General features: G+C 60.7%; 21 protein-coding genes, 1 pseudogene and 1 other annotated feature. Of the genes and pseudogenes, 6 read left to right on the top strand and 16 right to left on the bottom strand.

The window, feature by feature from the left end; genetic code table 11:
- Positions 1–195 (bottom strand): annotated as a pseudogene (ushA, locus tag ADK28_RS33010) (bifunctional UDP-sugar hydrolase/5'-nucleotidase); the annotation flags it as partial.
- 178 nt (positions 196–373) lie between these two features.
- Here ushA and ADK28_RS13935 point away from each other — a divergent pair.
- Positions 374–1,594 (top strand): MFS transporter, encoded by a 1,221-nt coding sequence (locus tag ADK28_RS13935; protein ID WP_048795904.1) that lies wholly within the window; start codon positions 374–376, stop codon positions 1,592–1,594.
- A 245-nt stretch (positions 1,595–1,839) separates the two neighbouring features.
- The gene (ybaL, locus tag ADK28_RS13930; protein WP_004940247.1) at positions 1,840–3,531 is read left to right on the top strand and encodes a YbaL family putative K(+) efflux transporter; all 1,692 of its coding nucleotides are present in this window, start codon (positions 1,840–1,842) and stop codon (positions 3,529–3,531) included.
- Positions 3,532–3,585: 54 nt separating this feature from the next.
- Here ybaL and ADK28_RS13925 read toward each other — a convergent pair whose 3' ends face one another.
- The 12 genes from ADK28_RS13925 to ADK28_RS13870 form a co-directional block, all read right to left on the bottom strand.
- Positions 3,586–4,890, bottom strand: a complete 1,305-nt coding sequence (locus tag ADK28_RS13925; RefSeq protein ID WP_004940249.1) for an inosine/guanosine kinase — start codon at positions 4,888–4,890, stop codon at positions 3,586–3,588.
- A gap of 90 nt (positions 4,891–4,980) precedes the next feature.
- Positions 4,981–5,943 carry a ferrochelatase gene (gene hemH / locus ADK28_RS13920; protein WP_004940253.1) on the bottom strand — a complete coding sequence of 321 codons (963 nt, stop codon included), beginning with the start codon at positions 5,941–5,943 and terminating at the stop codon, positions 4,981–4,983.
- Between the two features lie 119 nt (positions 5,944–6,062).
- Positions 6,063–7,226 carry a glycerate kinase gene (locus ADK28_RS13915; protein ID WP_016928830.1) on the bottom strand — a complete coding sequence of 388 codons (1,164 nt, stop codon included), beginning with the start codon at positions 7,224–7,226 and terminating at the stop codon, positions 6,063–6,065.
- A gap of 9 nt (positions 7,227–7,235) precedes the next feature.
- Positions 7,236–8,501: a GntP family permease gene (locus ADK28_RS13910; protein ID WP_033641131.1), complete on the bottom strand. Its 1,266-nt coding sequence runs from the start codon at positions 8,499–8,501 to the stop codon at positions 7,236–7,238.
- Between the two features lie 119 nt (positions 8,502–8,620).
- Positions 8,621–9,754, bottom strand: coding sequence for a sugar diacid recognition domain-containing protein (locus tag ADK28_RS13905; protein WP_016928832.1), 1,134 nt, complete (start codon positions 9,752–9,754; stop codon positions 8,621–8,623).
- Between the two features lie 165 nt (positions 9,755–9,919).
- Positions 9,920–10,564, bottom strand: coding sequence for an adenylate kinase (adk, locus tag ADK28_RS13900; protein ID WP_004940261.1), 645 nt, complete (start codon positions 10,562–10,564; stop codon positions 9,920–9,922).
- Between the two features lie 202 nt (positions 10,565–10,766).
- Complete coding sequence (gene htpG / locus ADK28_RS13895; RefSeq protein ID WP_016928833.1) at positions 10,767–12,632, bottom strand: molecular chaperone HtpG; 1,866 nt, start codon at positions 12,630–12,632, stop codon at positions 10,767–10,769.
- A 143-nt stretch (positions 12,633–12,775) separates the two neighbouring features.
- Positions 12,776–13,381, bottom strand: coding sequence for a recombination mediator RecR (gene recR / locus ADK28_RS13890; RefSeq protein WP_004940263.1), 606 nt, complete (start codon positions 13,379–13,381; stop codon positions 12,776–12,778).
- A complete protein-coding gene (locus ADK28_RS13885) occupies positions 13,381–13,710 on the bottom strand; it encodes a YbaB/EbfC family nucleoid-associated protein (protein ID WP_004940264.1) in 330 nt (109 codons plus the stop codon). Before ADK28_RS13885 ends, recR begins: the two co-directional genes overlap by 1 nt.
- A gap of 41 nt (positions 13,711–13,751) precedes the next feature.
- Entirely contained in the window at positions 13,752–15,710 is a 1,959-nt protein-coding gene (gene dnaX, locus ADK28_RS13880) for a DNA polymerase III subunit gamma/tau (RefSeq protein WP_048795903.1), read from the bottom strand.
- Positions 14,355–14,419: a sequence feature (DnaX frameshifting element), on the bottom strand. It overlaps the preceding gene by 65 nt.
- A 92-nt stretch (positions 15,711–15,802) precedes the next feature.
- Positions 15,803–16,354 (bottom strand): adenine phosphoribosyltransferase, encoded by a 552-nt coding sequence (gene apt / locus ADK28_RS13875; RefSeq protein ID WP_015376864.1) that lies wholly within the window; start codon positions 16,352–16,354, stop codon positions 15,803–15,805.
- A gap of 153 nt (positions 16,355–16,507) precedes the next feature.
- Complete coding sequence (locus ADK28_RS13870; protein ID WP_019454167.1) at positions 16,508–16,888, bottom strand: DUF454 family protein; 381 nt, start codon at positions 16,886–16,888, stop codon at positions 16,508–16,510.
- A 134-nt stretch (positions 16,889–17,022) separates the two neighbouring features.
- Here ADK28_RS13870 and priC point away from each other — a divergent pair, with 134 nt between their 5' ends.
- Together priC and rsmS are read left to right on the top strand one after the other, a co-directional pair.
- Positions 17,023–17,559 (top strand): primosomal replication protein PriC, encoded by a 537-nt coding sequence (priC, locus tag ADK28_RS13865; RefSeq protein ID WP_033641136.1) that lies wholly within the window; start codon positions 17,023–17,025, stop codon positions 17,557–17,559.
- A gap of 106 nt (positions 17,560–17,665) precedes the next feature.
- Entirely contained in the window at positions 17,666–17,845 is a 180-nt protein-coding gene (gene rsmS, locus ADK28_RS13860; RefSeq protein ID WP_016928837.1) for a pleiotropic regulatory protein RsmS, read from the top strand.
- A gap of 31 nt (positions 17,846–17,876) precedes the next feature.
- Here rsmS and mscK read toward each other — a convergent pair whose 3' ends face one another.
- From mscK to acrR, 3 genes are all read right to left on the bottom strand, one after another.
- Entirely contained in the window at positions 17,877–21,269 is a 3,393-nt protein-coding gene (gene mscK / locus ADK28_RS13855) for a mechanosensitive channel MscK (RefSeq protein ID WP_048795902.1), read from the bottom strand.
- Between the two features lie 100 nt (positions 21,270–21,369).
- Entirely contained in the window at positions 21,370–21,723 is a 354-nt protein-coding gene (locus ADK28_RS13850) for a DsrE/DsrF/TusD sulfur relay family protein (RefSeq protein ID WP_016928839.1), read from the bottom strand.
- An 11-nt stretch (positions 21,724–21,734) separates the two neighbouring features.
- A complete protein-coding gene (gene acrR / locus ADK28_RS13845) occupies positions 21,735–22,418 on the bottom strand; it encodes a multidrug efflux transporter transcriptional repressor AcrR (protein WP_042705619.1) in 684 nt (227 codons plus the stop codon).
- Between the two features lie 142 nt (positions 22,419–22,560).
- Here acrR and sdeX point away from each other — a divergent pair, with 142 nt between their 5' ends.
- Positions 22,561–23,748, top strand: a complete 1,188-nt coding sequence (gene sdeX / locus ADK28_RS13840) for a multidrug efflux RND transporter periplasmic adaptor subunit SdeX (protein ID WP_004940290.1) — start codon at positions 22,561–22,563, stop codon at positions 23,746–23,748.
- 17 nt (positions 23,749–23,765) lie between these two features.
- Positions 23,766–26,912, top strand: a complete 3,147-nt coding sequence (sdeY, locus tag ADK28_RS13835; RefSeq protein WP_016928842.1) for a multidrug efflux RND transporter permease subunit SdeY — start codon at positions 23,766–23,768, stop codon at positions 26,910–26,912.
- Positions 26,913–26,981 lie beyond the last annotated feature (69 nt).

Here is a 26,981-nt window from a genome sequence, read left to right as displayed (position 1 = left end):
GCCGTCCACCAGCGTTTTCTGCGCGCCCAGGCCATATTCACCGTGATCGTTCTGCCAGAAGTGACCGTGATGATCGTTGGTGTGCAGAATGGTAATGGCGTAGGTCTTATCCTTTTCCCAGGCACTGGCGGCCCCCGACAGCAACGTCAGGGAAACGGCCAACGCGCATGCGGTGGTTTTCAGCGAAAAACGCATGGCGGATCTCCGTGTATTAAATGGCTTTTATGATGAGGCCGAAATTGTAGCGCGAATTAATGACAGCTGATTTCAAATTTTTGCGATGTGAGTCTGATTATTTCAGATATGGTAAAAATTGAACGTCCTGCCTAAGATGTCATCTCTGTGCTCAACAACTTATCAGGCTAATAATAATATGACCGACAGTAGCCAAAGCGCGATGCCGCCCGCCAAGGGCAGTGCGGTGAAGGGAACCGCCTTCTCCATCCTTGGCGCCATCAGCGTGTCTCACCTGCTCAACGATATGATCCAGTCGCTGATCCTGGCGATTTACCCGATCCTGCAAGCCGATTTCCACCTCAGCTTCGTGCAGATCGGCATGATTACCCTGACCTATCAGCTAACGGCCTCGCTGCTGCAACCATTGATCGGGTATTACACCGATAAACACCCGCAGCCTTACTCGCTGCCGATCGGCATGGGCTTTACCCTGTCCGGCCTGCTGCTGCTGTCGGTGGCGAGCACCTTCCCGCTGGTGCTGCTGGCGGCGGCGCTGGTGGGCACCGGCTCATCGGTCTTCCACCCGGAATCCTCGCGCGTGGCGCGCATGGCCTCCGGCGGGCGGCACGGCCTGGCGCAGTCGCTGTTCCAGGTCGGCGGCAACTTCGGCAGCTCGCTCGGCCCGCTGCTGGCGGCGCTGATCATCGCGCCTTACGGCAAGGGCAACGTCGCCTGGTTCTCGCTGGCGGCGCTGCTGGCGATCGTGGTGTTGCTGCAGGTCAGCAAGTGGTATCAACATCAGCATCGGGCAACTAAAGGGCAGCCGAAAAGCCCGTCGCTGCTGAAACCGCTGCCAAAACGTACCGTCGCCTACTCGCTGGGCATCCTGCTGGTGCTGATTTTCTCCAAATACTTCTATCTGGCCAGCATCAGCAGCTATTACACCTTTTATCTGATACATAAGTTCGGCGTTTCGGTGCAGAATGCCCAAATTCACCTGTTCGCTTTCTTGTTCGCGGTAGCGGCTGGCACCATTATCGGCGGGCCTCTTGGCGACAAGATAGGACGTAAATACGTGATTTGGGGCTCTATTCTCGGGGCTGCGCCGTTTACCCTTGTTTTACCCTATGCATCCCTCTATTGGACCGGCATTTTAACGGTGATCATCGGGGTTATTCTCGCCTCGGCGTTCTCCGCCATTCTGGTCTACGCTCAGGAGCTGATCCCCGGTAAAGTGGGCATGGTTTCCGGCTTATTCTTCGGTTTTGCTTTCGGTATGGGCGGGTTAGGTGCGGCAGTTCTTGGTTATGTCGCCGATTTGACCAGTATCGAACTGGTCTACCAAATCTGTGCTTTCCTACCGCTGATCGGCATTATCACCGCATTACTGCCCAATATGGAGCATAAACCGCAATAACCCCGCGAACCGCCCGGATGAAATTATTTATTCATCCGGGTTATCCTACGGATAAATCAATGTTATTTGGTTTATCTGGTCCAAAACCCCCTCATTGCCGCGCCTTAAGTGAGATCCTCTGTTTTTTTACAGAAAAGGCCAAATTAGCCAAGCAAGCCGCGAACAAATGCAATAAACTAAATGTATCTTTTCGTAACTTTGTTGCGATTCTCCCGTGCCGCGATGCATAGCCAGAAGGAGTATGGATGCATAATTCAACACCGCTCATCACCACCATCGTCGGAGGGTTAGTACTCGCCTTCCTCCTCGGCATGCTGGCGAACCGCCTGCGCATCTCCCCTCTGGTGGGGTATCTGGCCGCAGGGGTGCTCGCCGGCCCGTTCACCCCCGGTTTCGTCGCCGACACCTCACTGGCGCCGGAACTGGCGGAAATCGGCGTTATCCTGTTGATGTTCGGTGTTGGCCTGCACTTCTCTTTGAAAGACCTCCTCGCAGTAAAATCTATCGCCATTCCCGGCGCCGTGGCGCAGATAGCCGTCGCTACCCTGCTCGGCATGGGGCTGTCCAAGCTGCTCGGCTGGGATCTGATCTCCGGTCTGGTGTTCGGCCTCTGCCTCTCCACCGCCAGCACCGTGGTGCTGCTGCGCGCCCTGGAGGAACGGCAACTGATCGACAGCCAGCGCGGGCAAATCGCCATCGGCTGGCTGATCGTCGAAGATTTGGCGATGGTGCTGACGCTGGTATTGCTGCCGGCCTTCGGCAATATGCTGGGCAACGACAACGCCAGCAGCAGCCAGCTGCTGATGGAGCTGGCACTGACCATCGGTAAAGTCATCGCCTTCATCGCGCTGATGATCGTGGTCGGCCGCCGCCTGGTGCCATGGATCCTGTCGAAAACCGCCAGCACCGGCTCGCGCGAGCTGTTCACCCTGGCGGTATTGGCGCTGGCGCTCGGCATCGCCTACGGCGCGGTGAAGCTGTTCGACGTCTCCTTCGCGCTGGGCGCCTTCTTTGCCGGCATGGTGCTGAACGAGTCCGAACTGAGCCACCGCGCGGCGCACGACACCCTGCCGCTGCGCGATGCGTTCGCGGTGCTGTTCTTCGTCTCGGTCGGCATGCTGTTCGATCCGATGATCGTGATTAACGAACCGCTGGCGGTGCTGGCGACGCTGGCGATCATCGTGTTCGGCAAATCCGCCGCCGCGTTCCTGCTGGTGAAAATGTTCGGTCACTCCAAGCGCACCGCGCTGACCATTTCCGCCAGCCTGGCGCAGATCGGCGAGTTCGCCTTTATTCTGGCGGGCCTCGGCATCGCGCTCGGCATGATGTCGGAGCACGGCCGCAATCTGGTGCTGGCCGGCGCCATCCTGTCCATCATGCTCAACCCGCTGTTGTTCACCCTGCTGGAACGCTATCTGGCCAAAACCGAAACCATCGAAGAGCAGATCCTCGAAGAGGCGGTGGAAGAAGAGAAACAGATCCCGGTGGATATGTGCAATCACGCGCTGGTGGTCGGCTACGGCCGCGTCGGCAGCCTGCTGGGCGGCAAACTGGCCGAGGCGGGCATTCCGCTGGTGGTGATCGAGAATTCCCGCCCGCGGGTGGAAGCGCTGCGCGAACAGGGTATCAAGACGGTGCTGGGCAACGCCGCCAATCCGGAAGTGATGGATCTGGCGCGGCTCGACTGCGCACGCTGGCTGCTGCTGACCATCCCCAACGGCTATGAGGCCGGCGAGATCGTCGCCTCGGCGCGCGCCAAGCGGCCGAACATCGAGATCATCGCCCGCGCCCACTACGACGATGAGGTGGCCTACATCACCGATCGCGGCGCCAATCAGGTGGTGATGGGCGAACGGGAGATCGCCAACAGCATGCTGAACATCCTGCAGCTGGACACCCTGAGCGAAGAAGAAAAAATGGGCGGCTGCCCGATCTGAGGCACCGCGCATAAAAAAAGGTCCGGCATGCCGGACCTTTTCTTTTTCAGCGGGTTAACGCTCCCAATAGGACTCTTCCAGGCTGTCTTCGCGCTCCGGCAGGCCGCGAGTGAGACGCGGCGAATGCTGGTTCAACACCTGGTAGCTGACGCGGTTGGCGTATTTGCACACCTGCGCCAGGGAGGAGTAGGTCAGGTAACTGCGCACGTGCTTGCTCGAGTTCGGCACGTTGTGGCGGTGATAACCGTTGGCGGCGATATCGTGCAGCAACGCCGACAGCGCGCCGTCGCCGGCGCCGTTGGTGTTCATGATCTTCTCCGGCCCGCCCATATACGGCGCGATGTGCGAATAAACGCGCAGCGGATTTTCACAGTGCTCGCGGCGCATGGCGCGGCTGAACTCGTAGCGGTTGAACTCGGCGATATGCCCCGGCAACAGCGGGTGCTGGGTCTGGCGCTTATTGGCTTCTTCGGTGTAGCCCGCCATATACAGGCCATTCGGTCCGGCGGTGCACAGCACCAGATCCACCCACTCCAGCGCCATGTCCGACGCGGTCAACGGATCGCTCAGCCCGGTCAGCTCCAGCGCTTCGTCTTCGTTCATCGCCAGAATCGTCACATTTTCCTTCAGGAAGTCGCGCCACCACTGCGGGTTGTCGGCGATCACGTACTTGGTGCCCAGCGTCAGCACCACCGGCACATCGTGTTTTTTGGCGTACTCGATCGCCTGCAGGGTCGCGTCCTTTATCGGCTCCCCTTCCTTGCAGCGCACCAGATAAGAGCTCAGCACCAGCGCCGACGCGCCGGCGATCACCTCTTCAGGAATGCTTTCCGGGCGCAGCTGGTTCATCTGGCCAGGGTTGATGGCGAAGGTGCGCTCGCCGCTTTCGCCGATCAGCGTGAAACAGCGGCCGATGGCGCCATCAACACCCTGCAAATAGTTAAGATCGGTGCGGCTGGAGGTATTGCACAGATAACGGTAGGCGTAGCTGCCGATTTTCACGTTGCTGCACATCACGCCGAGCAGTACCGAACGATCGTCCGCCAGCACCGAATAGTTGTGCATGGTATTGCCGATGGTGCCGCCGGCGAACTGATGGGTGACCAGGTTGTTTTCATTCAGTTCCTGATACAGCGCCTCGGCGACGTCGTCTTCGATCACCAGAGAGTGGCCCAGGCTCAGGCCGTAACGCTGGACAAAAGCATCGTCCACTTTTGCCTCGATATCCACCAGCGTCTGGTCGATGCCGACAATATACGAGGTGCTGATTTCACTTTCGGGCTGGGCCTGCTGCAGAAGCGGATCGCGGGCGCTCACCGGGAAATAGTGTTTGGACTTGCGTTTACCAGGAAATTTCATGTGATTGGTGGTGGTGGCGGTTTAACAAGCGGAGAATGTTAACACATCCCCGCCCGATCACGATGCATCTAATAGACAGATTATGGATGATTACAGACGCTGCGCCACCAGTTGCTGCATCATGTCAATATGCGCCGGCTCGTCGTTCAACGCAGAGATGTATTCAAATTTCTCGCCGCCGGCCTTAAGGAAGATCTCGCGGTTCTGCTCTTTGATCTCTTCCAGCGTTTCCAGGCAGTCTGCCGAGAAGCCGGGGCAAATCAGTTGAATGTGCTTCACGCCCTGCGCCGGCAACCCTTTTAGGGTCTCATCGGTATACGGCGTCAGCCAAGGCTCGCGGCCGAAGCGCGATTGGTACGTCATCATCACTCGCTCCGGCGCCAGCGGCAGCGTGGCGCTCAGCGCACGCAGCGTATCCTCGCAGCGTTGCGGGTAGTCGTCGCCCAGCCGCGCATAACGTTTGGGGATGCCGTGGAAAGACAGCACCAGCCGGTCCGGCTGGCCGTGCTCGGCGAACGAGCGCTCCACGCTTTGTTGCAGCGCGGCGATATAGGCCGGGTGTTCGGCGTAATCGCGAATGAAGGCCACAGAAGGCAAGCGGCGATAACCTTTCAGCACCCGCGCCACGCCATCCCATACCGCCGCGCTGGTGGAACAGGAATATTGCGGATAGAGCGGCAGCACCACCAGGTTGGTCACGCCCTGCGCCAGCAGCTTGTCGATGGCTTCCGCCAGGCTCGGCGAACCGTAGCTCATGCCCAGCTCCACCGGCGTATTCGGCATGCGCGCCGCCAGCGCCCGCTGTTGGCGGCGGCTGTACACCAGCAGCGGCGAACCCTCTTCCATCCACACCGACTGATAGAGTTTCGCCACGCGCGGCGAGCGGATCGGCAAGATCGCGCCGTTGAGGATCGGCCACCAGATCAGCGGCGCCGTGTCGACCACGCGATCGTCACTGAGGAATTCCTTCAGATAGCGTTTGACCGCCGACGAGGTCGGCGCATCTGGCGTGCCCAGGTTCACCAGCAATACGCCGTGTTTCTCTTGCTTCATCTCAGTTCCCCTCATTTCCTTTCCGGCCGGCATTCCGTTCTGGGTCGGGATGTCAGCAGCCATTAATGCCGGCTATTGTAACGGAAAAGTCCTGCATCGAAACCGATAACAGCAACAGGCTATGCCTGTGGGCTTCTTCCTTGCGCCAGCTGCCATACCGCCGCCACGTTGCGCGCCGTCACCTGCAGATTGCGATCGGCGCCCGCCAGCGCTTCTTCCAGCGTCACAATGCGATCGAGCACCGAAAACGCCGCATCGATGCCGTGTTGATGCACCACCGAATAATCCGGCGTCAGGCTGCCGGCGATGGCGATCACCGGCACGCCGTAACGCTTGGCCACCCGCGCCACGCCGATCGGCGTTTTGCCGTGAATCGACTGGCTGTCCAGCCGCCCTTCGCCGGTGATCACCAGATCGGCATCGCGCACCGCCTCATCCAGGCGCAGGGTTTCAGTGACGATCTCGATGCCCGGCCGCAAGCGCGCGTCGAGCATGCCGAGCAGCGCCGCCCCCATGCCGCCCGCCGCCCCCGCCCCTGGCTGGGCCAGCACGGCGCGGCCGGTTTCCCGTTCCAGCAGCTCGCCGTAGTGATGCAGCGCCGCATCGAGCTGCGCCACCATCTCCGGCGTCGCCCCCTTCTGCGGCCCGAATACCGCCGACGCGCCCTTTTCGCCGCACAGCGGGTTATCGACGTCGCAGGCGGCGGTCACGCTCACCCGTTGCCAACGCGCATCCAGCCCGGCGAGGTCGAGGTGCGCCAGCTGCGCCAGCGCCGCGCCGCCCACCGGCAGCGGGCGACCATCCTTATCCAGCAATTTAACGCCCAGCGCCTGCATCATCCCGGCGCCGCCGTCGTTGGTGGCGCTGCCGCCGATGCCGAGAATGATCGCCTTCACGCCGCGTTCCAGCGCCGCCAGCATCAGTTCGCCGGTGCCGTAACTGGTGGTGATGCGCGGATCGCGCCGGTTGGGCGGCGCCAAATGCAGTCCGGAGGCGGCGGCCATTTCAATCACCGCGGTTTCGCCGTCGCCCAGCAGACCATAGAATCCCTGTACCGGCTCCCCCAGCGGCCCGGTGACCGTTACCTGGACGATCTCGCCGCCGGTGGCCGCCACCATCGACTCCACCGTGCCTTCGCCGCCGTCCGCCATCGGCAGCTTCACGTAGTGCGCCTGCGGATAAATCTGACGGAATCCCCGTTCGATGGCGTCGGCGACGCCGAGCGCGCTCAGGCTCTCTTTGAAAGAATCCGGAGCAATAACCACTTTTTTCAGCGCTTTCATCACTGTTCCTTATCCCGCCAGGTTAAATACGCCAAACATCAGCGCCGAGATTGCCGCGATGGTGAACCCCACCAACGTTTCATACGGCAGCAGCTTGAGCCGCTCGTGCACCGCCATATTGACGCTGCCGCCGGTGGCGTGGAAGAAACTGCCATGCGGCAGGTGATCCAGCACCGTGGCGCCCGCGTGGATCATCGCCGCGCCGGCCAACCCGCTCACCCCCAGTTCCAGCAGCGTGGAGCTGAACACCCCGGAGGCGACGGCGGTGCCGGCGGTGGTCGAGGCGGTCGCCATCGACATCAGCGCGCCGGACAGCGGCGCCAGCAGCCAGGCCGGCAGCCCGGTGTGCGTTAAGCCGTTAATCAAGACATCCTTCAGCGCCGAATTGGCGATGATGCCCGCCAATGTGCCGGTGCCGAGCAGCATGATCGCCACCGGCGCCATGCGCGACAGGCCGGAAACCATAAACTGATTGCACTGACGAATACGCCCCATCAGCAGCGCGCCCGCCAACCCGCCGACCGGCAGCGCGATCAGCGGATCGACGGCGATCCCGGCGATCGGCCGCAGCGACAACAGCAGGATCGCCACCAGCGGCGCGCTGATCGCCGCAGCAAAACCCGGCCGCGCTCCTTCGGCATGCTGAGTCAGCTCTTCGGCCATCACCCTGCTGCCTTTATCGCTCAGGCGACGCGCCAGCAGATAGGCCACCACCAGGCCGCACAGCCCCGGCACGATGCCGGCCATCATCACCGAAGTGAGCGGCACATGGAAGTTGTCCGCCGCCGCAATGGTGTTCGGGTTAGGCGACATCACGTTGCCGGCCTTGCCGCCGCCGATCATTGCCAGCAGGATCGCCGCGCGTGAAATGCCGGCCTTCTGGGCGATCGACAGCGCGATCGGCGCGACGGTGATCACCGCCACATCGATAAACACCCCCACCGCCGTCAGGATAAGTGTAGCCACCGCCAGCGCCAGCAACGCGCGGGTTTCGCCCACCTTGCGCACGATGGTTTCGGCGATGGTGTGCGCCGCGCCGGATTCGATCAGCACCCCGGCCAATACCCCCGCCGCCAAAATGCGCATCACGGCGTTGGTGATGCCCTGCGCCCCGCCGATCATCAGCGTCACGGTCTGCACCAGGTCGGCACCGCCGCACAGCCCGCCCGCCAGCGCGCCGGCGATCATGCCGTAAGCCGGCGGCACCTTGCGTAGAATCAGGACGATGGCGACGGCTAACGCCACCAGCGCCCCCAGAGTGGATACGGTTGTCATTGTTGTTTTCTCCGTGGTTGATGTGCAGGCCAACATATCGCGCGCGTCCGGCGTTGACCTGAGGGGAAACAACAAAAAAGCGCCGGGGGAACGGCGCGGAATTTGTGGGTTGGCACAACTCAGTCGTGCATCAGCATGCCGATAAACAACCGCAGAGAGTCAGTTAATTGATTGATTTTCATGCCGGTTATCGCTTCAATGCGCTGCAGGCGATAACGCAGGGTATTGACGTGAATATGCAGCTGCGCGGCGGTCTGCGTCTGATCACAATTCTGCGAAAAATAGTGGCGCAGCGTACTGCGCAGCACGCCTTTTTCATCCTGTTCGCCCAGCGTCCGCCAGGGGCGCCCCAGCTCTTGCGCGCGCCAGTCCTCTCCCAGATCGCACAGCAGCGACGGCAACGGATAGTCGTGGTAGAACAGCGTGGCGTGACGCAGTTTCAGGCGCTGCGCCATTGCCTGGGTGGCGCGCGCCGTCAGGCTGGAACGGTAGGCGCTTTGCGGATCGTCATAAAAACCGCCGACGATCAGCCGCACCCGAAAGCGGTGTTTGAGCTGATTTTGCAAACGCTGCGCCTGCTGGCGCTCCAGCTTCAAACTCCATTCGCCCTGAGCCATGCAGGCCGGGCGCAACAGGGTCATTTCATTGAAGCCGGTAATGGCGATCAACGCGTCGCGCTGGGTGGCCTCCAGCTCCGCCAACAGCTCGCGCAACAGGTGCGGCTGCGCCTCTTGCAGTTCGACGATCCACACGATGCGCGTCTGGCGCAGATCCAATCCCAGATACGCCGCCATCGCTTCCAGCGACGCCGTGTTCGGCTGCGGCTGCAGCAGCTGGTTCGCCAGCTCTTCCCGGTAGCGCTTTTCCCACTGGTGCTGATCCAGCAGCGCCGCCTGCTCTACCATCATCTCCGCCGCCATCTTGACCAACTCGGCGTAGGCGCGCACCTCGGCCGGTTCGCCGGAAATGCCAATCACCCCCACCCGCTGGTTACGAAAGCTGAACGGCAGGTTGATGCCGGGCCGCACGCCCTTCAGGTGCTCGGCGGTGGCGCGGTCGATTTCCACCACCCGATTCTCCGCCAGCGCCAGCACCGCGCCTTCATGGCGCTGGAACAGGCGCTGCGGGTTGCCGGAGGCGATGATCACGCCGTTGCTGTCCATCACGTTGACGGAATGGCTGATGATGCCCATCGCCCGCTGGACGATCTGGCGCGCGGTGGCTTCCGCCAGAAGATTGGTTTGTCTGAGCATGCCGGGCTCCCTGCTGAGGGTGAAAACGCAGGCTTGTTATACGCCATTTGGCGTGGGCGATTAACGGGCACGGTTGCAACAAGCCGCCGCGATCACAATTTGGCGGGAAAACGGCAAAAAAAACGCCGGGCCACGGGCCCGGCGTCATGCACAATGCGCTTGCGATCAACCGAGGATGGTCGCCAGCTCTGCGCTCACTTCGGCCACCTTGCGGGTGCCGTCGATTTTGCGGTATTGGGTGTTGCCCGCTGCCGCTTCTTTGCTGTAGTAAGAGATCAGCGGCGCGGTCATCTGATGGTATTCCACCAGACGCTTGCGCACGGTCTCTTCCTGATCGTCCTTGCGCGTGGTCAGCTCTTCGCCGGTCACGTCGTCTTTGCCTTCCACCTGCGGCGGATTGAACTTCACGTGGTAGACGCGGCCGGACGGCGCGTGCACGCGGCGGCCAACGATGCGGTCAACGATCAGCTCGTCCGGCACGTCGAACTCCAGCACGAAGTCCACGTTGATGCCGGCTTCTTTCATCGCGTCAGCCTGCGGAATGGTGCGTGGGAAACCGTCCAGCAGGAAGCCCTTGCGGCAATCTTCCTGAGCGATGCGCTCTTTGACCAGCGCGATCACCAGCTCATCGGTCACCAGCTTGCCGGCGTCCATGATCTCTTTCGCCTGCTTGCCCAGTTCACTGCCGGCCTTCACGGCTGCGCGCAACATATCACCGGTGGAGATTTGCGGAATGCCGTATTTCTCCATGATGAATTGAGCCTGAGTACCTTTACCAGCGCCCGGAGCGCCCAGCAGAATGATACGCATTGCGTAAATCCCCTTGCTATGTAGTTTTTATAAAATTGCGAAAACGCTCAACGATACCATTTCAGGGGGGGCAGGCTCAAGGCGCGCGAAGGAAATCGATTGCGGAATGTGCAAAAAAACCGACGAACAAAAGGCGAGAAAAGGTGGGGAAAAACCGAAAATGCGCCCCTAACGGTGCCGTTAAGGGCGCATATCTTCAACTTTAGGCGGACAGCAACTTATTCATGCGGCGGATGAACAGGTTCGGATCCTCCAACGTGCCGCGTTCAGCCAACAGCGCCTGATCCAATAACAGGTCGATCCATTCGGCAAAATGTTCGTTATCGCCCACGTCGGATGCGCGTTTGACCAGAGCATGTTCCGGATTAAGCTCGAAAATGTACTTCACTTCCGGCGCCTGCTGGCCGGCGGCGGCGAACAGCTTGGCCATCTGGGTGCTCATTTCGTCGGCGTCGGTCACGACGATCGCCGGCGTATCGGTCAGGCGGTGCGTCAGGCGCACATCCTTCACGCGATCGCCCAGCAGGGTTTTCACACGTTCGATGAATGGTTCCAACTGCTTCTCGGCGGCCTTCTGCTCTTCGGTTTCATCCGCCAGTTTATCCAGCGCTTCATCCGCCTTGCTGACCGACTGGAACGGCTTGCCGTCGAACTCGGTCAGGTAGCTCATCATCCACTCGTCGATGCGATCGGACAGCAGCAGCACTTCGATGCCTTTCTTGCGGAACAGCTCCAGGTGCGGGCTGCTCTTGGCCGCGGCGTAGCTGTCGGCGGTGATGTAGTAAATCTTCTCCTGGCCTTCCGCCATCCGGCCGACGTACTCTTCCAGCGATACGGTCTGCGCCGAGCTGTCGCCGTGGGTGGTCGCGAAGCGCAGCAATTTGGCGATCGCTTCCTGGTTGCCGTTGTCTTCCGCCGGGCCCTCTTTCAGCACCAGACCGAACTGCTGCCAGAATTTCTGGTAGCCTTCGGCGTCGTCTTTGGCCAGCTTGTCCAGCATCTGCAGCACGCGCTTGGTCAGCGCGCCGCGCAGGTTTTGCGTCACACGGCTGTCTTGCAGGATCTCGCGCGATACGTTCAGCGGCAGATCGTTGGAGTCGATCAGGCCGCGCACGAAGCGCAGGTAGTTCGGCATGAACTGCTCGGCGTCGTCCATGATGAACACGCGCTGCACATACAGCTTCAGGCCGTGCTTGTGATCGCGGTTCCACATGTCCCACGGCGCCTGCGCCGGGATGTACAGCAGGCTGGTGTATTCCTGCTTGCCCTCCACCCGGTTGTGGCTCCAGCTCAGCGGATCGGTGAAGTCGTGGGCGATGTGTTTGTAGAACTCTTTGTACTCTTCGTCGGTCACGTCAGCCTTGCTGCGGGTCCACAGGGCCTGCGCCTTGTTGATCTTCTCCCAGGTGACGGTGTCGTCTTCTTCGTTTTTGCTTTCGATCTCCACCGGCAAGGCGATGTGATCGGAATATTTGCCGATCACCGAACGCAGGCGCCAGGCGTCGAGGTACTCATCTTCGCCTTCGCGCAGATGCAGGGTGATTTCGGTGCCGCGGGTCTCTTTGGTGATATCGGCGATGGTGTAGTCGCCTTCGCCGGCGGACTCCCAGAACACGCCTTCGTCATCGGCGGCGCCGGCGGCGCGGGTGCGCACGGTCACTTTGTCCGCCACGATGAACGCCGAATAGAAACCGACGCCGAACTGACCGATCAGTTGGCTGTCTTTCGCCTGATCGGAACCGATGGACTCCAGGAACGCTTTGGTGCCTGACTTGGCGATGGTGCCGAGGTTTTCAATCACTTCTTCGCGGCGCATGCCGATGCCGTTGTCGGCGATGGTCAGGGTGCGCTGCTCTTTATCGAAGGACAAACGTACGCGCAGTTCGCCGTCGCCGGCGTACAGCTCTGGCGCGGACAGGGCGCGGAAGCGCAGCTTGTCGGCGGCGTCAGAGGCGTTGGAAATCAGCTCGCGCAGGAAAATTTCTTTGTTGGAGTACAGCGAATGGATCATCAAATGAAGCAGCTGTTTTACTTCAGACTGGAACCCGCGGGTTTCTTGACCTTTCATACTCATTGATTACCTCAAAAGACAATGGCTACCAAAATCGAACAATGAGGATCAGATGAGGGTCAGGGTGTTGTTTTTCAAGCGGACAGCGGGAATTTTTTGGCAAAAAACGGTGGGGCCGGGCGGCCCCATCCGGGAAAACATCAGAACTTGATGGCGTGGCGCCCGGCCAGCGAATGCGACAGCGTGGTGCCGTCGACCATCTCCAGCTCGCCGCCCACCGGCACGCCGTGGGCAATGCGGCTGGCGAGCACGCCATACTGGCCGCACATCTCGGCAATGTAGTTGGCGGTCGCTTCCCCTTCCACCGTCGGGTTGGTGGCGAGGATCACTTCGGTGATGCTTTCCTTTTCCAGCCGTTGCTCCAGGCGATCCAGACCGATATCGCCCGGCCCGATGCCGTCCAGCGGCGACAGATGCCCCATCAGCACAAAGTAGCGCCCGGCGAACTGGCCGGTCTGCTCGATGGCGTGGATATCCGCCGGGCTTTCCACCACGCAAATCTGGCCGTTTTGCTGACGGCGCGGATTGGCGCAAATAGTGCAGACGTCCTGTTCGGTGAAGGTGCGGCAGTCGGCGCAGTGGCCGATCTCCGACATCGCGCGCGTCAACGCCTGCGCCAGGCGCATCCCGCCGCTGCGATCGCGCTGCAGCAGTTGAAACGCCATGCGCTGCGCCGATTTCGGGCCGACGCCCGGCAGACAGCGCAGCGCCTCCATCAGGGACTCAAGGAGCGGGCTGGTTTGCATCAGAACGGCATCTTGAAGCCAGGCGGCAACTGCATGCCGCTGGAGACGGAAGCCATTTTCTCTTTCTGAGTCTCTTCGATGCGGCGCGCGGCGTCGTTAAACGCAGCGGCGATCAGATCTTCCAGCATCTCTTTGTCGTCTTCCATCAGGCTAGGATCGATCTCCACGCGGCGGCAGTTGTGCGCACCGTTGATGGTGACTTTCACCAGGCCCGCGCCGGATTCGCCGGTCACTTCCAATTTGGCGACTTCTTCCTGCATCTGCTGCATTTTTTCTTGCATTTGCTGGGCTTGCTTCATCAGGTTGCCCAGACCGCCTTTACCAAACATAGTCGTCTCTCGTCGCTAGGGCCGCGCACCTCGCGCGGCGTTTAAAGGGGGCGAATACTCTCTTCATCCAGATCCGCGTCGAAGAATCGGCGCAGCGTCTGAATGTTGGTATCCGCTTCGATGGACTGGCGCGCCTGCGCCAGCTTTTCTTCATAGATGGCTTGTCGCCATTCCAGCGGGGTCCGCCCCGCCGGATTATCGTCCTCCACCACGGTCAGCTCAATCGGGCCGCCGTACAGCTCACCGAGCGCGTCGGCCAGCGTCTTCTGCGCCGAAGGCGAATTCAGATGGCGCTGCGAAGACCGCAGATGGAGGTTAATTTTTCCCGGCTCCGGCTGCTGCTTGAAGGCGTTCAACGCCAGCTGCTGCACCAATTTCGGGATCTTCAGCTTATCGATTTCCGCCGCCCAGGCGTCGCGCTCCAGCGACTCCACCACCAGCTTGGCGGCCAGCTCCGGCGTTTTCTCGTGCTCCAACGCCGTACGCAGCGCTTTCGGCGTCGCCAGCGGTTCCGGCGCCGCTTCCGGCTCGGTCTGCGCGCGCCAGCGATAGGCTTCCGGTTTCGCCGGTTTTTCCGGCACCTTCTTCTCCGCCAGGCGCTGCTGGCTGCGCTCGGTCACGGAAGCCAAACGCCCCAGCGCCGAGTTTGCCGGCCGCGCTATTCCTGGCGCCGCCGGCTCATTCTTTTTTGGTGTGGATGCTCCCTGCTGCCGTTGCAGCTGGGACCGCGCTTTCAACAGCTGGGCGGTGGCATCCGGTAAAGGGGCCGATGATTGTCGCTGTGGCGCGGCCGGCTGCCCTAGCGGCGGCGGCGCGTCCTGAAACTGCGGCGGCTGTTGTGAAGCGGCGGCCTGCGGCTGCGCCATCGGCGCCGGCGCGGTCTGCACCAACGCCACCGGCTCCGGGATCACCGCTTTCGGGTGAAACGCCAGCGCACGCAGCAGGGTCATCTCAACCCCCATGCGGCGATCCGGCGCATAGGCCAGCTCTTTGCGGCCCACCAACAGCGTCTGGTAGTAAAGTTGCACATCGGCCGGCGGCAGGGTTCGCGCCAGCTCGCGCAGCCGTTGCTCCACGGCGGCGTACTGGTTGTCAAGCATCGAAGGCAACAGCTGCACCATCGCAATGCGATGCAGCAGCGCCAACGTCTCCACCAGCAGATTTTCCCAGTCCACGCCGCGCGAAGCGGCCTGCGCGACCTGCGCCATCACCTTTTCGCCGTCGGCGCTGACCAGCGCTTCGAGGATCGCCAGCGGTTGCTCGTCATCGAGCGTGCCGAGCATCTGGCTGACGGTGGTGGCGGTCACCTGCCCCTGCCCCATGGCGATCGCCTGATCGGTCAGGCTCAGCGCGTCGCGCATGCTGCCATCGGCGGCGCGCGCCAGAAGCTGCAGCGCACGCGCGTCGCTGGTGATCTGCTCCGCCGTCAGCACCGTTTCCAGCTGCTGACGGATCTGATCGACGTCCAGCGCTTTGAGGTGGAACTGCAGACAGCGCGAGAGAATGGTCACCGGCAGCTTTTGCGGATCGGTGGTGGCCAACAGGAATTTGACGTGCGGCGGCGGCTCTTCCAACGTCTTCAGCAACGCGTTGAAGCTGTGGCGCGAGAGCATGTGCACTTCGTCGATCAGGTAGACCTTGAAGCGGCCGCGCGCCGGCGCGTACTGGACGTTGTCCAGCAGATCGCGGGTATCTTCCACCTTGGTTCGGGAAGCGGCGTCGATCTCGATCAGATCGACGAAGCGCCCCTGCTCGATCTCGCGGCAGTTGTCGCATTGGCCGCACGGCGTGGCGGTGATGCCGGTTTCACAGTTCAGGCCTTTGGCCAGCAAGCGGGCGATGGTGGTTTTCCCCACGCCGCGCGTGCCCGAGAACAGATAGGCGTGATGGATCCGCCCCAGTGAGAGGCCGTTGGCCAGCGCGGTCAGGACATGTTCCTGGCCGACCACGTCTGCGAACGTTTGAGGGCGCCACTTACGGGCGAGAACCTGATAGCTCATTAATACCGGAGAAGTCGAGGAATCTGGAGGGTCATGCTAACACAGCCCCGCGGCGATCCGCGAGGCCGTTGTGCCCAAGGGGCAATGCCGCATCAATGGCCGGCGAAGTCCACCAGGCAGTAGCAATCGATGCCCAGCTTGTTCAGACGCGCTTCCCCGCCCAGATCCGGCAGGTTGATGATGAACGCGGCGTCGTTCACTTCACCGCCCAGACGGCGGATCAGTTTGGTGGTCGCTTCGATGGTGCCGCCGGTCGCCAGCAGATCGTCCACCACCAGCACTTTGTCACCCGCAGTGATGGCGTCGGTGTGGATCTCCAGCTTGTCGGTGCCGTACTCCAGCTCATAGCTTTCGCTGAGCGTGGCTCGCGGCAGTTTGCCCGGTTTGCGCACCGGCACGAAACCGACGCCCAGCGCCAGCGCGACGGGCGCGCCGAACAGGAAACCGCGCGCTTCGGTACCCACCACCTTGGTCACGCCCGCTTCGCGATAGCGCTCAACCAGCAGCTCGATGCTGGCGGCGTAGGCCAACGGGTTTTCCAGCAGGCTGGTCACGTCGCGGAACAGGATGCCCGGCTTCGGATAATCCGGGATGGTTTTGATACTGTCTTTAATAAACTGAAGCTGCTGCGCAGTAGCGGTCATAATTGTTGCCTGATAAAACTGCCTGAAAACCGGCGCGCCGCTCACCCGCCGCCCCCGGGTGAAACACACCGGAGAAGAAATGGCAGGCGATCCGCGCACGAAAACGCCCAAATCTATGCAAACTGGCGGACAAATGCAACCAGCGGCGCACAATCAGCGCTGTTTTTGTTGCGACAGGTCAATAACCGGCAGGCGCAGCATAAAGGTCAGCAAAATAGCCAGCATCAGCAGCAACAGCCCGCGCACCCACCAGATTTTCACCAGCCACAGCGAACAGGCGAAGGTCAGCACGATCACTAGCACCGCCTTCCACTTCGCCCCCGGCGGCAGCGCGCGATGCTGCTGCCAGTGGCGCAGATAAGGGCCGAACCAGGAGCGGTGCAGCAGCCAGTGATGAAAGCGCGGCGAAGAGCGGGCGAAGCACCAGGCGGCCAACAACAGGAACGGCGTGGTCGGCAGCAATGGCAGCACCACGCCCAACGTCGCCAGCACCACCGCCAGCCAGCCCAAAATGATCAATAACCCACGCGTCATGCGGCTCTTCGCTCCTCAATCGGTTGCCGCCTACTGTAGCATCGGCGCCGCGCCGGCGGAATATGCGTACGGCGCTTGTTTCACGGCAGGATCGCGGGCAAGCTTACGCCTGTTGAAATCAAGAGGGAGCTTATGTGAGCACTCAGCGTCTATTACAGGTGTTGGCGCAGCAGATCGCGGCGCTGGCGGCCGAAGTGACCCCGCGCGGCGACGTTCCGATCCCGCAGGCGCGCTTCGACGCCGCCCTGTTCGCCAATCGCGGCACGCGGCTGCGCGACTACCTGGCCGAAGTGGAGAAAAATTTCGCCCAATTGCAAAGCGCCGCCAACGACAACCGCACCAGCCAGGTGGCCTTTCTGGCCGAAAAACTGGTGGCTCAAATCTCTGCCCTGCAGCGCGAGCTGGCAACCCAGGCGCTGCGGCGCAAGAACCAGCCGAAAGAAGCCCCCGAGGCCGATCTGTACCACAAGCTGGCCGAACATCAGGACTACGAACGCCGGCTGATCGCCATGATTCAGGATCGGGAAAGCCTGCTGGGGCGCCAGACCACGCTGGCGGCGCAGCAAAAGCTGCAGCACGAGCTGGCGGCGCTGGAGGGGAGACTGATGCGCTGCCGTCAGGCGCTGGCGCGCATCGAGCGCAATATCGAGCGCAAAGAAAACGGTTTTTGAAGATTTATCACAATATTTTAATGATTATTCCCGGTTGCGCGCCGGGTTCACTATACTCTGCCGAGACACGAGTTTTTCATCCCATTAATTAATAAGCGCAGGTGCTATGTCTCTGGAAAACGCCTCACCCGAACTGCAGCTGGCGGTAGACTTGATTTACCTGCTGGAATGCAACGAGATCGATCCGGCTACCGCGCTGGCGGCGCTGGATATCGTCAAACGGGATTATCAGGAAAAGCTGCAGCGCGCCGGCGTCACCTCGCCCTATCTGCCCGCCGGACAGTAACCGGGGACAGCGCCGCTGTCCCTTTCGCCTCTCATTGCTTATCCGCCGCCGTCTGGCCGCCGTCGTCCGGCGACAGCGTTCTTTTCACTTCCTGCACTTCGTTGCCCTGCTGGTTATGCAGATACACCTCCAGCTGGTTGAAAGCGATGTCGATGTCGTTTCCCCGGCACAAGCGGTCGATTGAGCGATTCAGTTCATCCACCGTGTAGCTGCGATCGCGCAGTTCCCGCACATAGAGCCGCAGTTCGTGATCCAGCGTGCTGGCGCCGAAGTTGAGGAAGAACACCTGCGGTTCGGGATCGGTCATCACCCGCGGGTTGTCGTGCGCCGCCTGCAGCAGCACCTTTTTCACCTTGTCGAGATCGGAGCCGTAGGCCACGCCGACCTTGATCAGCACGCGGGTGATGGTGTCGGACAACGACCAGTTGATCAGCCGCTCGGTGACGAACGCCTTGTTCGGAATGATCACCTCTTTGCGGTCGAAGTCGGTAATGGTGGTGGCGCGAATGCGGATCTTGCTGACCGAACCGGAGAAGGTGCCGATGGTGATGGTATCGCCGATGCGGATCGGGCGTTCGAACAGAATGATCAGACCGGAGACGAAATTGGCGAAGATCTCCTGCAGGCCGAAGCCCAACCCGACCGTCAGACCGGCGGCCAGCCATTGCAGTTTGTCCCAGGATACGCCGAGCGATCCCAGCGCAACCACGGCGCCCACGGCGGTAATCAGGTAAGTGAGCACGGTGGTGATGGCATAGGACGCCCCCTGCCGCAGCTGCAGCCGCGACAGCACCACCACCTCCAACAAACCGGGCAGGTTGCGGGTGAGCACGTAGGCGACGATCACCGCGGCGATCGCCACCATCATGTTGCCCAGCGTCACCGCCTGCGCCACGCTGCTGCCCGCCACGGTGCTGGTGTAATGCCACAGCGTGATGCTGTCCAGGTAAGCGATGACCGTCACCAGATCCGACCAAATGGCGTAGAAGGCGCTGGCGAAGATGGCGAACAGCACCAGGGTGGTCAGGCGCAGCGACTGTTGGTTGATCTGATCGAGCGCCAGCGGCGGCTCTTCCACCACCGGTTCACCGCCTTCGGCCCCCTCTTTCGCCACGTTTTGCCGCCGCGCCAACGCGCGCCGGTAGGCCAGACGCCGCGCCGCCACGCTCAGGCCGCGCAGGGCAGTCAGGTACACAATATTCCACAGGAAAAACAGATACAGGCTGTCTATCCAGCGGCTGGCCAGCCGCAGCGTGGTATAAAAGTAGCCGGCGAACATCAGCCCCAGCAGGATCAGCGGCGTGGCGGCCAGCGCAGTGACCATCACCAGCCGCACGGCGTGCGAGCCCTTTTCACGCCAGCTGTCGCGACACAGCGGGAACACCAGCACCGTGAGCAGCGCCAGCGTCAACATCACCACGATCTGGCCGATGACGTCTTCCACCAGGCGCAGCGGCGCTTTTTCGCCCAATACCGACCAGAAGATCAGCGGCTGCAGCGCCAGCCCCAGCCGCAGCGTCTGGCGGCGATAATGCGCGCACAGGTTGGGGCCGAAGTTGAAATGCCGTTCGGCGATGCCGCCCGGTTTCAGCATGCGGTAACTGAAAGCGAATACCAGCCATGACAGCGCCAGCTGCTGCGACAATGCCCAGATAAAGTCGCTGATGCCAAAATCTGCGCGATACATCCAGAAACCGACGCCAAGGAGCAACGCGGCGCCAGGCAACACCTTCAGCAAGGTCAGCGCGATGGCCTTCGGCGTATGCAGTTGGCCGTCGCGCTTCAGTTGCCCCACATCGTTGGCCAGCTTTTGTAAATGGCCGTCGATTAGCCGGTAGCGCCAACGCAATACCCCGATCGCCAACAGCAGCGGGATCAGGAACACCAGCGCATTCACCCCGCCCTGCAATAGCTTGCCGCCGTCGAATTTGAGATCGAGCCCGGCAATCTGATCGCGCACCGCCTCCGGCATCGCCTTCAGCCACGCCAGATCGACCGGCTTGTTGCTGTTGACCCAGAAAATCTGCTGGGTCAGCGTATCCTGCAGCGAGCCGTAGACGCTGGTGAGCTGCTGTTGGTTAATCTGCAGGTTGATCGACAGCGACAGCTGGTTGCTGAGCTGCTTGTTCAACTGATCCAGCAGTTCGCGGCGCATGTCGACGATCTCATTCAACGCGTCGATCACTTCCGGGCCGGCCTTTTCCTTGCTCTCGGTCACCAGCTGGTTGATGTAATCTTCGCCCTTGAACAGATCGTCGCGTTGCTGATTGATATCGAACTGCTCCAGCCGCAGATCGGCGATGCGCGTATCCATATCCGCCAGCAGCGTGCCCTGCGGCAGGCTTTGCTGCTGCTGATACAGAATGCGCGACAGCACCAGGCTGCCTTTCAACACCTGGATCTGCTCTTTCAGGTTACGCTCCGCCTGCAGCCCGCGGTCGAGCCAGTTCTTGACCCGAATGTTCTGCTGGAACAGGGTGTTGCTCTCTTCGGTGGCGGCGATCAGCCGCTGGCTCAGTTGGCGGTTGACGTCCAGCTGCTTGCTGACCAGCTGATCGTGCTGAATATCGGTGGCGTCTTCCGGGTTCTGCGCCTCTTTGGCGGTCTTTTCGGACAGCGTCAAACGCTTGCTGTTGACGATCTCCTGCAGCAGTTGCACCGACCGATCGAGCGCATCGATATGCGCGGTGGTGTAATCGCGCTGCTTTTGCAGCAGATCCTGCAGCGTGGTATTGGCTTCCAGGCTTTTACGCTGCAGCTCCAGCTGCGCATTGAGCAGCGCCTGCTCGGTGCTCAGCATCACCTGCTGACTGTTGCGAAGCGAATCTTGCCCCGGCGTCTGGCCGCTGAGCTGGCTGCGGATCTCCTGCAGGCGCTGCGAGGCGGCGTACATGGTGCTTTGTACCCGCTCGGGCTGGGTTTGCAGCGACACCAGTTGGCTGTTGTAGGTGGAGAGGCTCTCCTGCGCGCTTTGCAGCTCGTCGAGCGTTTGATACAGCCGGCTTTCCAACTGACGCAGCGACAGCGGCAACAGCGCAGCGCGCGCCGCCGCATTGTCTACCGGCTGCTTCAGCGCATCCAATTCGGCGGTGACCTGACTGAGTTTCGCCGGCGCCTGCTGCACCTGCTGTTTAAGCTGCGCGGCGTCTTGCCGGTTGCGCTCGAGGGCATCCAGCAGCTCCAGCGTGCGGGTCAAATCCTGCTGGGAGAGCTTTTCGACCGGCGTCAGGGCTTTTTGCTTGTTCAGCATTTCCAGCTGGCTTTGCACTTCGCTGCGCTGCGGCAGATCGCCGCTCAGCGCCGCCTGCGCCGGCGAGCTGAACGCGTAAATAAGGAAAAGGAGAGTCGCGGCGGCGATGCGCCGCCGGCATGCGCCGACAAACATGAGCGGCGCCAGAGAAGGCAGAGTCAACCAGCGATGCATGATTTAGCTTCGGATCGGTTAAGAAGCCTGAAGATTATCACGATCGCCGGCAGGCAACGAACAACAAAAGCGTTGCCGGTGATGTCCCATTGTCGCGAAATCAGAAAGTCAGCACTTTCTCCGCCGCCAGCGTCCACTGCGCCAGCTCGACCAAGGTGCCGATCGCCACGCCGTCCGCCAGCGGCAAGCGGCTGACGCCGCGCGCGTCGGCGCAGGTCTTGCACAGCTTGACCGGCACCTGCTGCGCGGTGAGGATTTCCAGCATCTGCTGCAGGTGGTACCCCTCGTGCGGCTGCTGCCCGGCCAACCCGGCCACCACCGCATCGGACATCAGAAACAGCCGCAGATCGAGATCGCTCTGCTGCTCTTTCATGGCGATGGCCAACCGCAGCGCATTGAACAAGGATTCGTGGCCATAGGCGGCGCCATTGGCGATGAGAACGACTGATGACATGAAATCTCTCCTTATAAAGGCAGGGAGCCGGCGTTGGACGGTGCAGCCGTCGGCATATCGGATTTGAGGCGCAAGGTGGGGCAAAACTGCAGCATCTCCAAAAACGCATCCACCAGCGCTTCGGCTTCAGCCCGCAAATCGAAACTTTCCGGCATAAACAGCCAGTTTTCCAGCAGGCCGGTGATATAACCGCGCAGGATGATCGCCGCGCGACGAGTGTGCAGATCGGCCGGCAATTGCCCGTGGTGAATGCAGTTGCACAGCACCGCCTCGATGCGTTCGTAACCGGCGAGGTACAGCACCTTGCGCGAATCCAGCAACGGCATCATTTCACCGACAAACTCGCATTTGTGGAATATAATTTCCATCAACGCCCGCCTGCGGCCGTCTTCAACCGTAGACGTCAGAATGTAAATCAGAATTTCTCGGATAACCCGCAGTGGATTATCGGGAAACTTTGCCTGATACTCTGTTTCGAGCTGGTCAATTTTCGGCTCGGTAGATTCCCAAACTTCATTAAACAGGTCTACCTTATTCTTGAAGTGCCAGTAAATGGCTCCACGCGTAACCCCAGCAGCGGTGGCAATATCTGTCAGTGACGTTGCAGCAACGCCACGTTCAGAGAACTCTCTCACCGCAGCATCGAGGATTTGCTGTCGGGTTTCTTGCGCCTGCTGTTTGGTTTTTCGTGCCATGGCATTGTTATTTAGGGGGAGTGTGATTTACATACATTCGCGAATGTATGTACCATAGCACGCACATATAATTAACGCAGCAATGGGTTTTAAAGCTTGTGATCCATTGATCATTTTGAAATCGGACACTTGAGGTTTTTCTATGAACAAAAACAGAGGGTTAACGCCTCTGGCGGCCGTTCTGATGCTTTCAGGCAGCTTAGTGCTAACAGGATGTAACGATAAAGAAACCCAACAGCAAGGTGCCCAACAACAGGCACCTGAAGTGGGCGTAGTCACCTTGAAGGCCGAGCCTCTCAACATCACTACCGATCTTCCTGGCCGCACCGCTGCGTATCGTATCGCCGAAGTTCGCCCTCAGGTCAGCGGCATCATCCTGAAGCGCAACTTCGTCGAAGGCAGCGATATCAAGGCCGGGACGTCTCTGTACCAAATCGATCCCGCAACCTATCAAGCCAGCTACGACAGCGCGAAAGGCGATTTGGCCAAAGCACAGGCCAGCGCTTCCATCGCACGCGTGACGGTAAACCGCTACAAGCCATTGCTGGGTACCAGCTATATCAGTAAGCAGGACTACGACAACGCCGTCTCCACGCTGCAGCAAGCGGATGCCGCCGTCGTGGCCGCCAAGGCCGCCGTCGAAACCGCGCGCATTAATCTGGCGTACACCAAAGTGACCTCCCCGATCTCCGGCCGCATCGGCAAATCCGCCGTGACCGAAGGCGCGCTGGTCAGCAACGGCCAGGCGACCGCCCTGTCCACCGTGCAGCAGTTGGATCCGATGTATGTCGACGTCACCCAGTCGAGCACCGACTTCCTGCGCCTGAAGCAAGAACTGGCCAGCGGCGCGCTGAAGCAGGAAAACGGCAAGGCCAAGGTGAAACTGATGCTGGAAAACGGCACCGAATATGCGCAGGAAGGCACGCTGGAATTCTCTGACGTCACCGTCGATGAGACCACCGGCTCCATTACCATTCGCGCCCTGTTCCCTAACCCGAACGATACGCTGTTGCCTGGCATGTTCGTGCGCGCCCGTCTGGACGAAGGCGTGCGCAGCGATGCGCTGCTGGTGCCGCAGCAAGGCGTCACCCGCAACCCGCGTGGTGAAGCGACGGCGTTAGTGGTCGGTGCAGACGATAAAGTTGAGCTGCGCACGCTGAAGGCGGATCAGGCGATTGGCGACAAATGGCTGGTTACCGATGGCCTGAAAGCCGGCGATCGCGTGATCGTCTCCGGCCTGATGAAAGTGCATCCAGGCGCGCAGGTAAAGGTGCAGGAAGTTGACACTCAGGCGCAAAAACAGCCGCAGTCTGAAGCGCAGAAGTCATAAAAAGGAGCCTGTAATACATGGCTAAGTTCTTTATAGACCGCCCAATTTTCGCCTGGGTAATCGCCATCATCGTCATGTTGGCGGGGGTGCTTGCAATAATGAAACTGCCGATCGCGCAGTATCCCACTATTGCACCGCCGGCGGTGAGTATTTCCGCCACCTACCCGGGCGCAGACGCCAAAACGGTGCAGGATACCGTCACGCAGATTATCGAACAGAACATGAACGGTATCGATAACCTGATGTACATGTCCTCCACCAGTGATTCCTCTGGTAGCGTCACCATTACCCTGACGTTTGATTCCGGCACCGATCCTGACATCGCGCAGGTTCAGGTTCAGAACAAACTGTCGTTGGCCACCCCATTGCTGCCGCAAGAAGTTCAGCAACAGGGCCTGAAAGTAGAAAAATCCAGCAGCAGCTTCCTGATGGTGGCCGGCTTCGTTTCCGACGATCCGAACATGACGCAGGACGATATTGCGGACTACGTGGCGTCCAACATCAAGGATCCGATCAGCCGTTCGTCCGGCGTGGGCGAGGTGCAGCTGTTCGGTGCCCAGTACGCGATGCGTATCTGGCTGGATCCGAACAAGCTGAACAACTACCAGCTGACGACCACGGACGTGACCTCCGCCATCACCGAGCAGAACAACCAGATCGCCGCAGGCCAGCTGGGCGGCCTGCCGCCGGTGCCGGGGCAACAGTTGAACGCCTCGATCATCGCGCAGACCCGTCTGACTTCGCCGGAAGAGTTCGGCAAGATCCTGCTGAAGGTGAATACCGACGGTTCCCAGGTGCGCCTGCGCGACGTCGCTCACATCGAGCGCGGCGCGGAAAGCTATGCCGTTACCGCGCGTTATAACGGCAAGCCTGCCGCCGGCCTGGGTATCAAACTGGCAACCGGCGCCAACGCCTTGAACACCGCCAAAGGTGTGAAAGACGAGCTGGCCAAGATGGCGCCATTCTTCCCGCAAGGGATGAAAGTGGTTTATCCGTACGACACCACCCCGTTCGTTAAAATCTCCATCAACGAAGTGGTGAAAACGCTGATCGAAGCCATCATCCTGGTGTTCCTGGTGATGTATCTGTTCCTGCAGAACTTCCGCGCGACGCTGATCCCAACCATCGCGGTGCCGGTAGTACTGCTGGGGACCTTTGCGATACTCGCGGCGTTCGGCTTCTCGATAAACACCCTGACGATGTTCGGCATGGTGTTGGCGATCGGCCTGCTGGTGGATGACGCCATCGTGGTGGTGGAAAACGTCGAGCGCGTCATGTCCGAAGAGGGGCTGCCGCCGAAAGAAGCCACCCGTAAATCGATGGGCCAGATCCAGGGCGCGCTGGTGGGCATCGCCATGGTGCTGTCGGCGGTATTCGTGCCGATGGCGTTCTTTGGCGGCTCAACCGGCGCCATCTATCGCCAGTTCTCGATCACCATCGTGTCCGCGATGGCGCTGTCGGTGCTGGTGGCCTTGATCCTGACGCCGGCGCTGTGCGCCACCATGCTCAAACCGATCCCGAAAGGCGATCACGGGGTTAAAACAGGCTTCTTCGGCTGGTTTAACCGCATGTTCGAGAAGAGCACGCATCACTACACCGACAGCGTGGGCAACATCCTGCGCAGCACCGGCCGCTATCTGATCATCTATCTGCTGATCGTGGTTGGCATGGGCCTGCTGTTCCTGCGCCTGCCTTCCTCGTTCCTGCCGGACGAAGATCAGGGCATCCTGTTGACCATGGTGCAGTTGCCTGCCGGTGCCACCGAGTCCCGCACCAACAAAGTGCTGGAAGAAGTCTCCGACTACTTCCTGAACAAGGAAAAGGACAACGTGGTTTCGGTGTTTACCGTCGCGGGCTTCGGCTTCAACGGTAACGGCCAGAACAACGGCCTGGCATTCGTCAGCCTGAAAGACTGGGGCGAGCGCCCAGGGGCCGGGAACAAGGTCGAAGCGATCGCCGGTCGCGCCATGGGCGCCTTCTCGCAGATTAAAGAAGGCCTGGTGTTCCCGTTCAACCTGCCGGCGATCATCGAACTCGGTACCGCAACCGGCTTCGACTTCGAGCTGATTGACCAGGGCGGCCTGGGGCACGAAAAACTGACCGAAGCGCGTAACCAGCTGTTGGGCATGGTTGCTCAGCATCCGGATGTGCTGGTGGGCGTGCGCCCGAACGGCCTGGAAGATACGCCGCAGTTCAAACTGATCGTCGATCAGGAGAAAGCCAAGGCGTTGGGCGTCAGTATCACCACCATTAACAGCACGCTGAGCACCGCGCTGGGTGGCTCGTACGTCAACGACTTCATCGACCGCGGTCGTGTGAAGAAGGTGTACGTACAGGCCGAAGCCCCGTTCCGCATGCTGCCGGAAGACATCAACAAGTGGTACGTGCGCGGTACCAGCGGCCAGATGGTGCCATTCTCCGCCTTCTCTTCGGCGAAATGGGAGTACGGCTCACCGCGTCTGGAACGCTATAACGGCTTGCCGTCGATGGAAATTCTGGGCCAGGCCGCACCGGGCAAGAGTACCGGTGAAGCGATGAACCTGATGGAGCAACTGGCGTCCAAACTGCCAAGCGGCATCGGTTACGACTGGACCGGCATGTCCTATCAGGAACGTCTGTCGGGCAACCAGGCGCCGGCGCTGTACGCCATCTCGATTCTGGTGGTGTTCCTGTGTCTGGCGGCGCTGTATGAAAGCTGGTCCGTGCCGTTCTCGGTCATGCTGGTATTGCCGCTGGGGGTTATCGGTGCGTTGTTGGCCGCGACGATGCGCGGCATGAACAACGACGTGTACTTCCAGGTGGGGCTGCTGACCACCATCGGTCTATCGGCGAAGAACGCCATCCTGATCGTGGAATTCGCCAAAGACCTGATGGAAAAAGAAGGCAAAGGCCTGATCGAAGCGACATTGGAAGCGGTGCGTATGCGTCTGCGTCCAATCCTGATGACGTCCCTGGCCTTCATCCTCGGGGTTCTGCCGCTGGTTATCAGCAGCGGTGCGGGCTCCGGCGCACAGAACGCGGTTGGTACCGGCGTAATGGGCGGGATGATCACCGCTACCGTCTTGGCGATCTTCTTCGTACCGGTGTTCTTCGTGGTGGTTCGCCGCCGCTTCAGCAAGAAGAACGAAGACCTGGAACACAGCCATCCGGTAGAGCACCACTGATCGCTCAGTGATGTGAGCTCCACCTGATAATCGAAAAGGCCGCGCATGCGGCCTTTTTCTTTTGCTTCA

Origin of the sequence: Serratia sp. 506_PEND, from assembly GCF_001076875.1 — a bacterium.
Taxonomy (GTDB): domain Bacteria; phylum Pseudomonadota; class Gammaproteobacteria; order Enterobacterales; family Enterobacteriaceae; genus Serratia; species Serratia marcescens.
The sequence above is the reverse complement of the archived record's forward strand: the minus strand, read 5'-3'. Positions and strand labels throughout refer to the sequence as shown.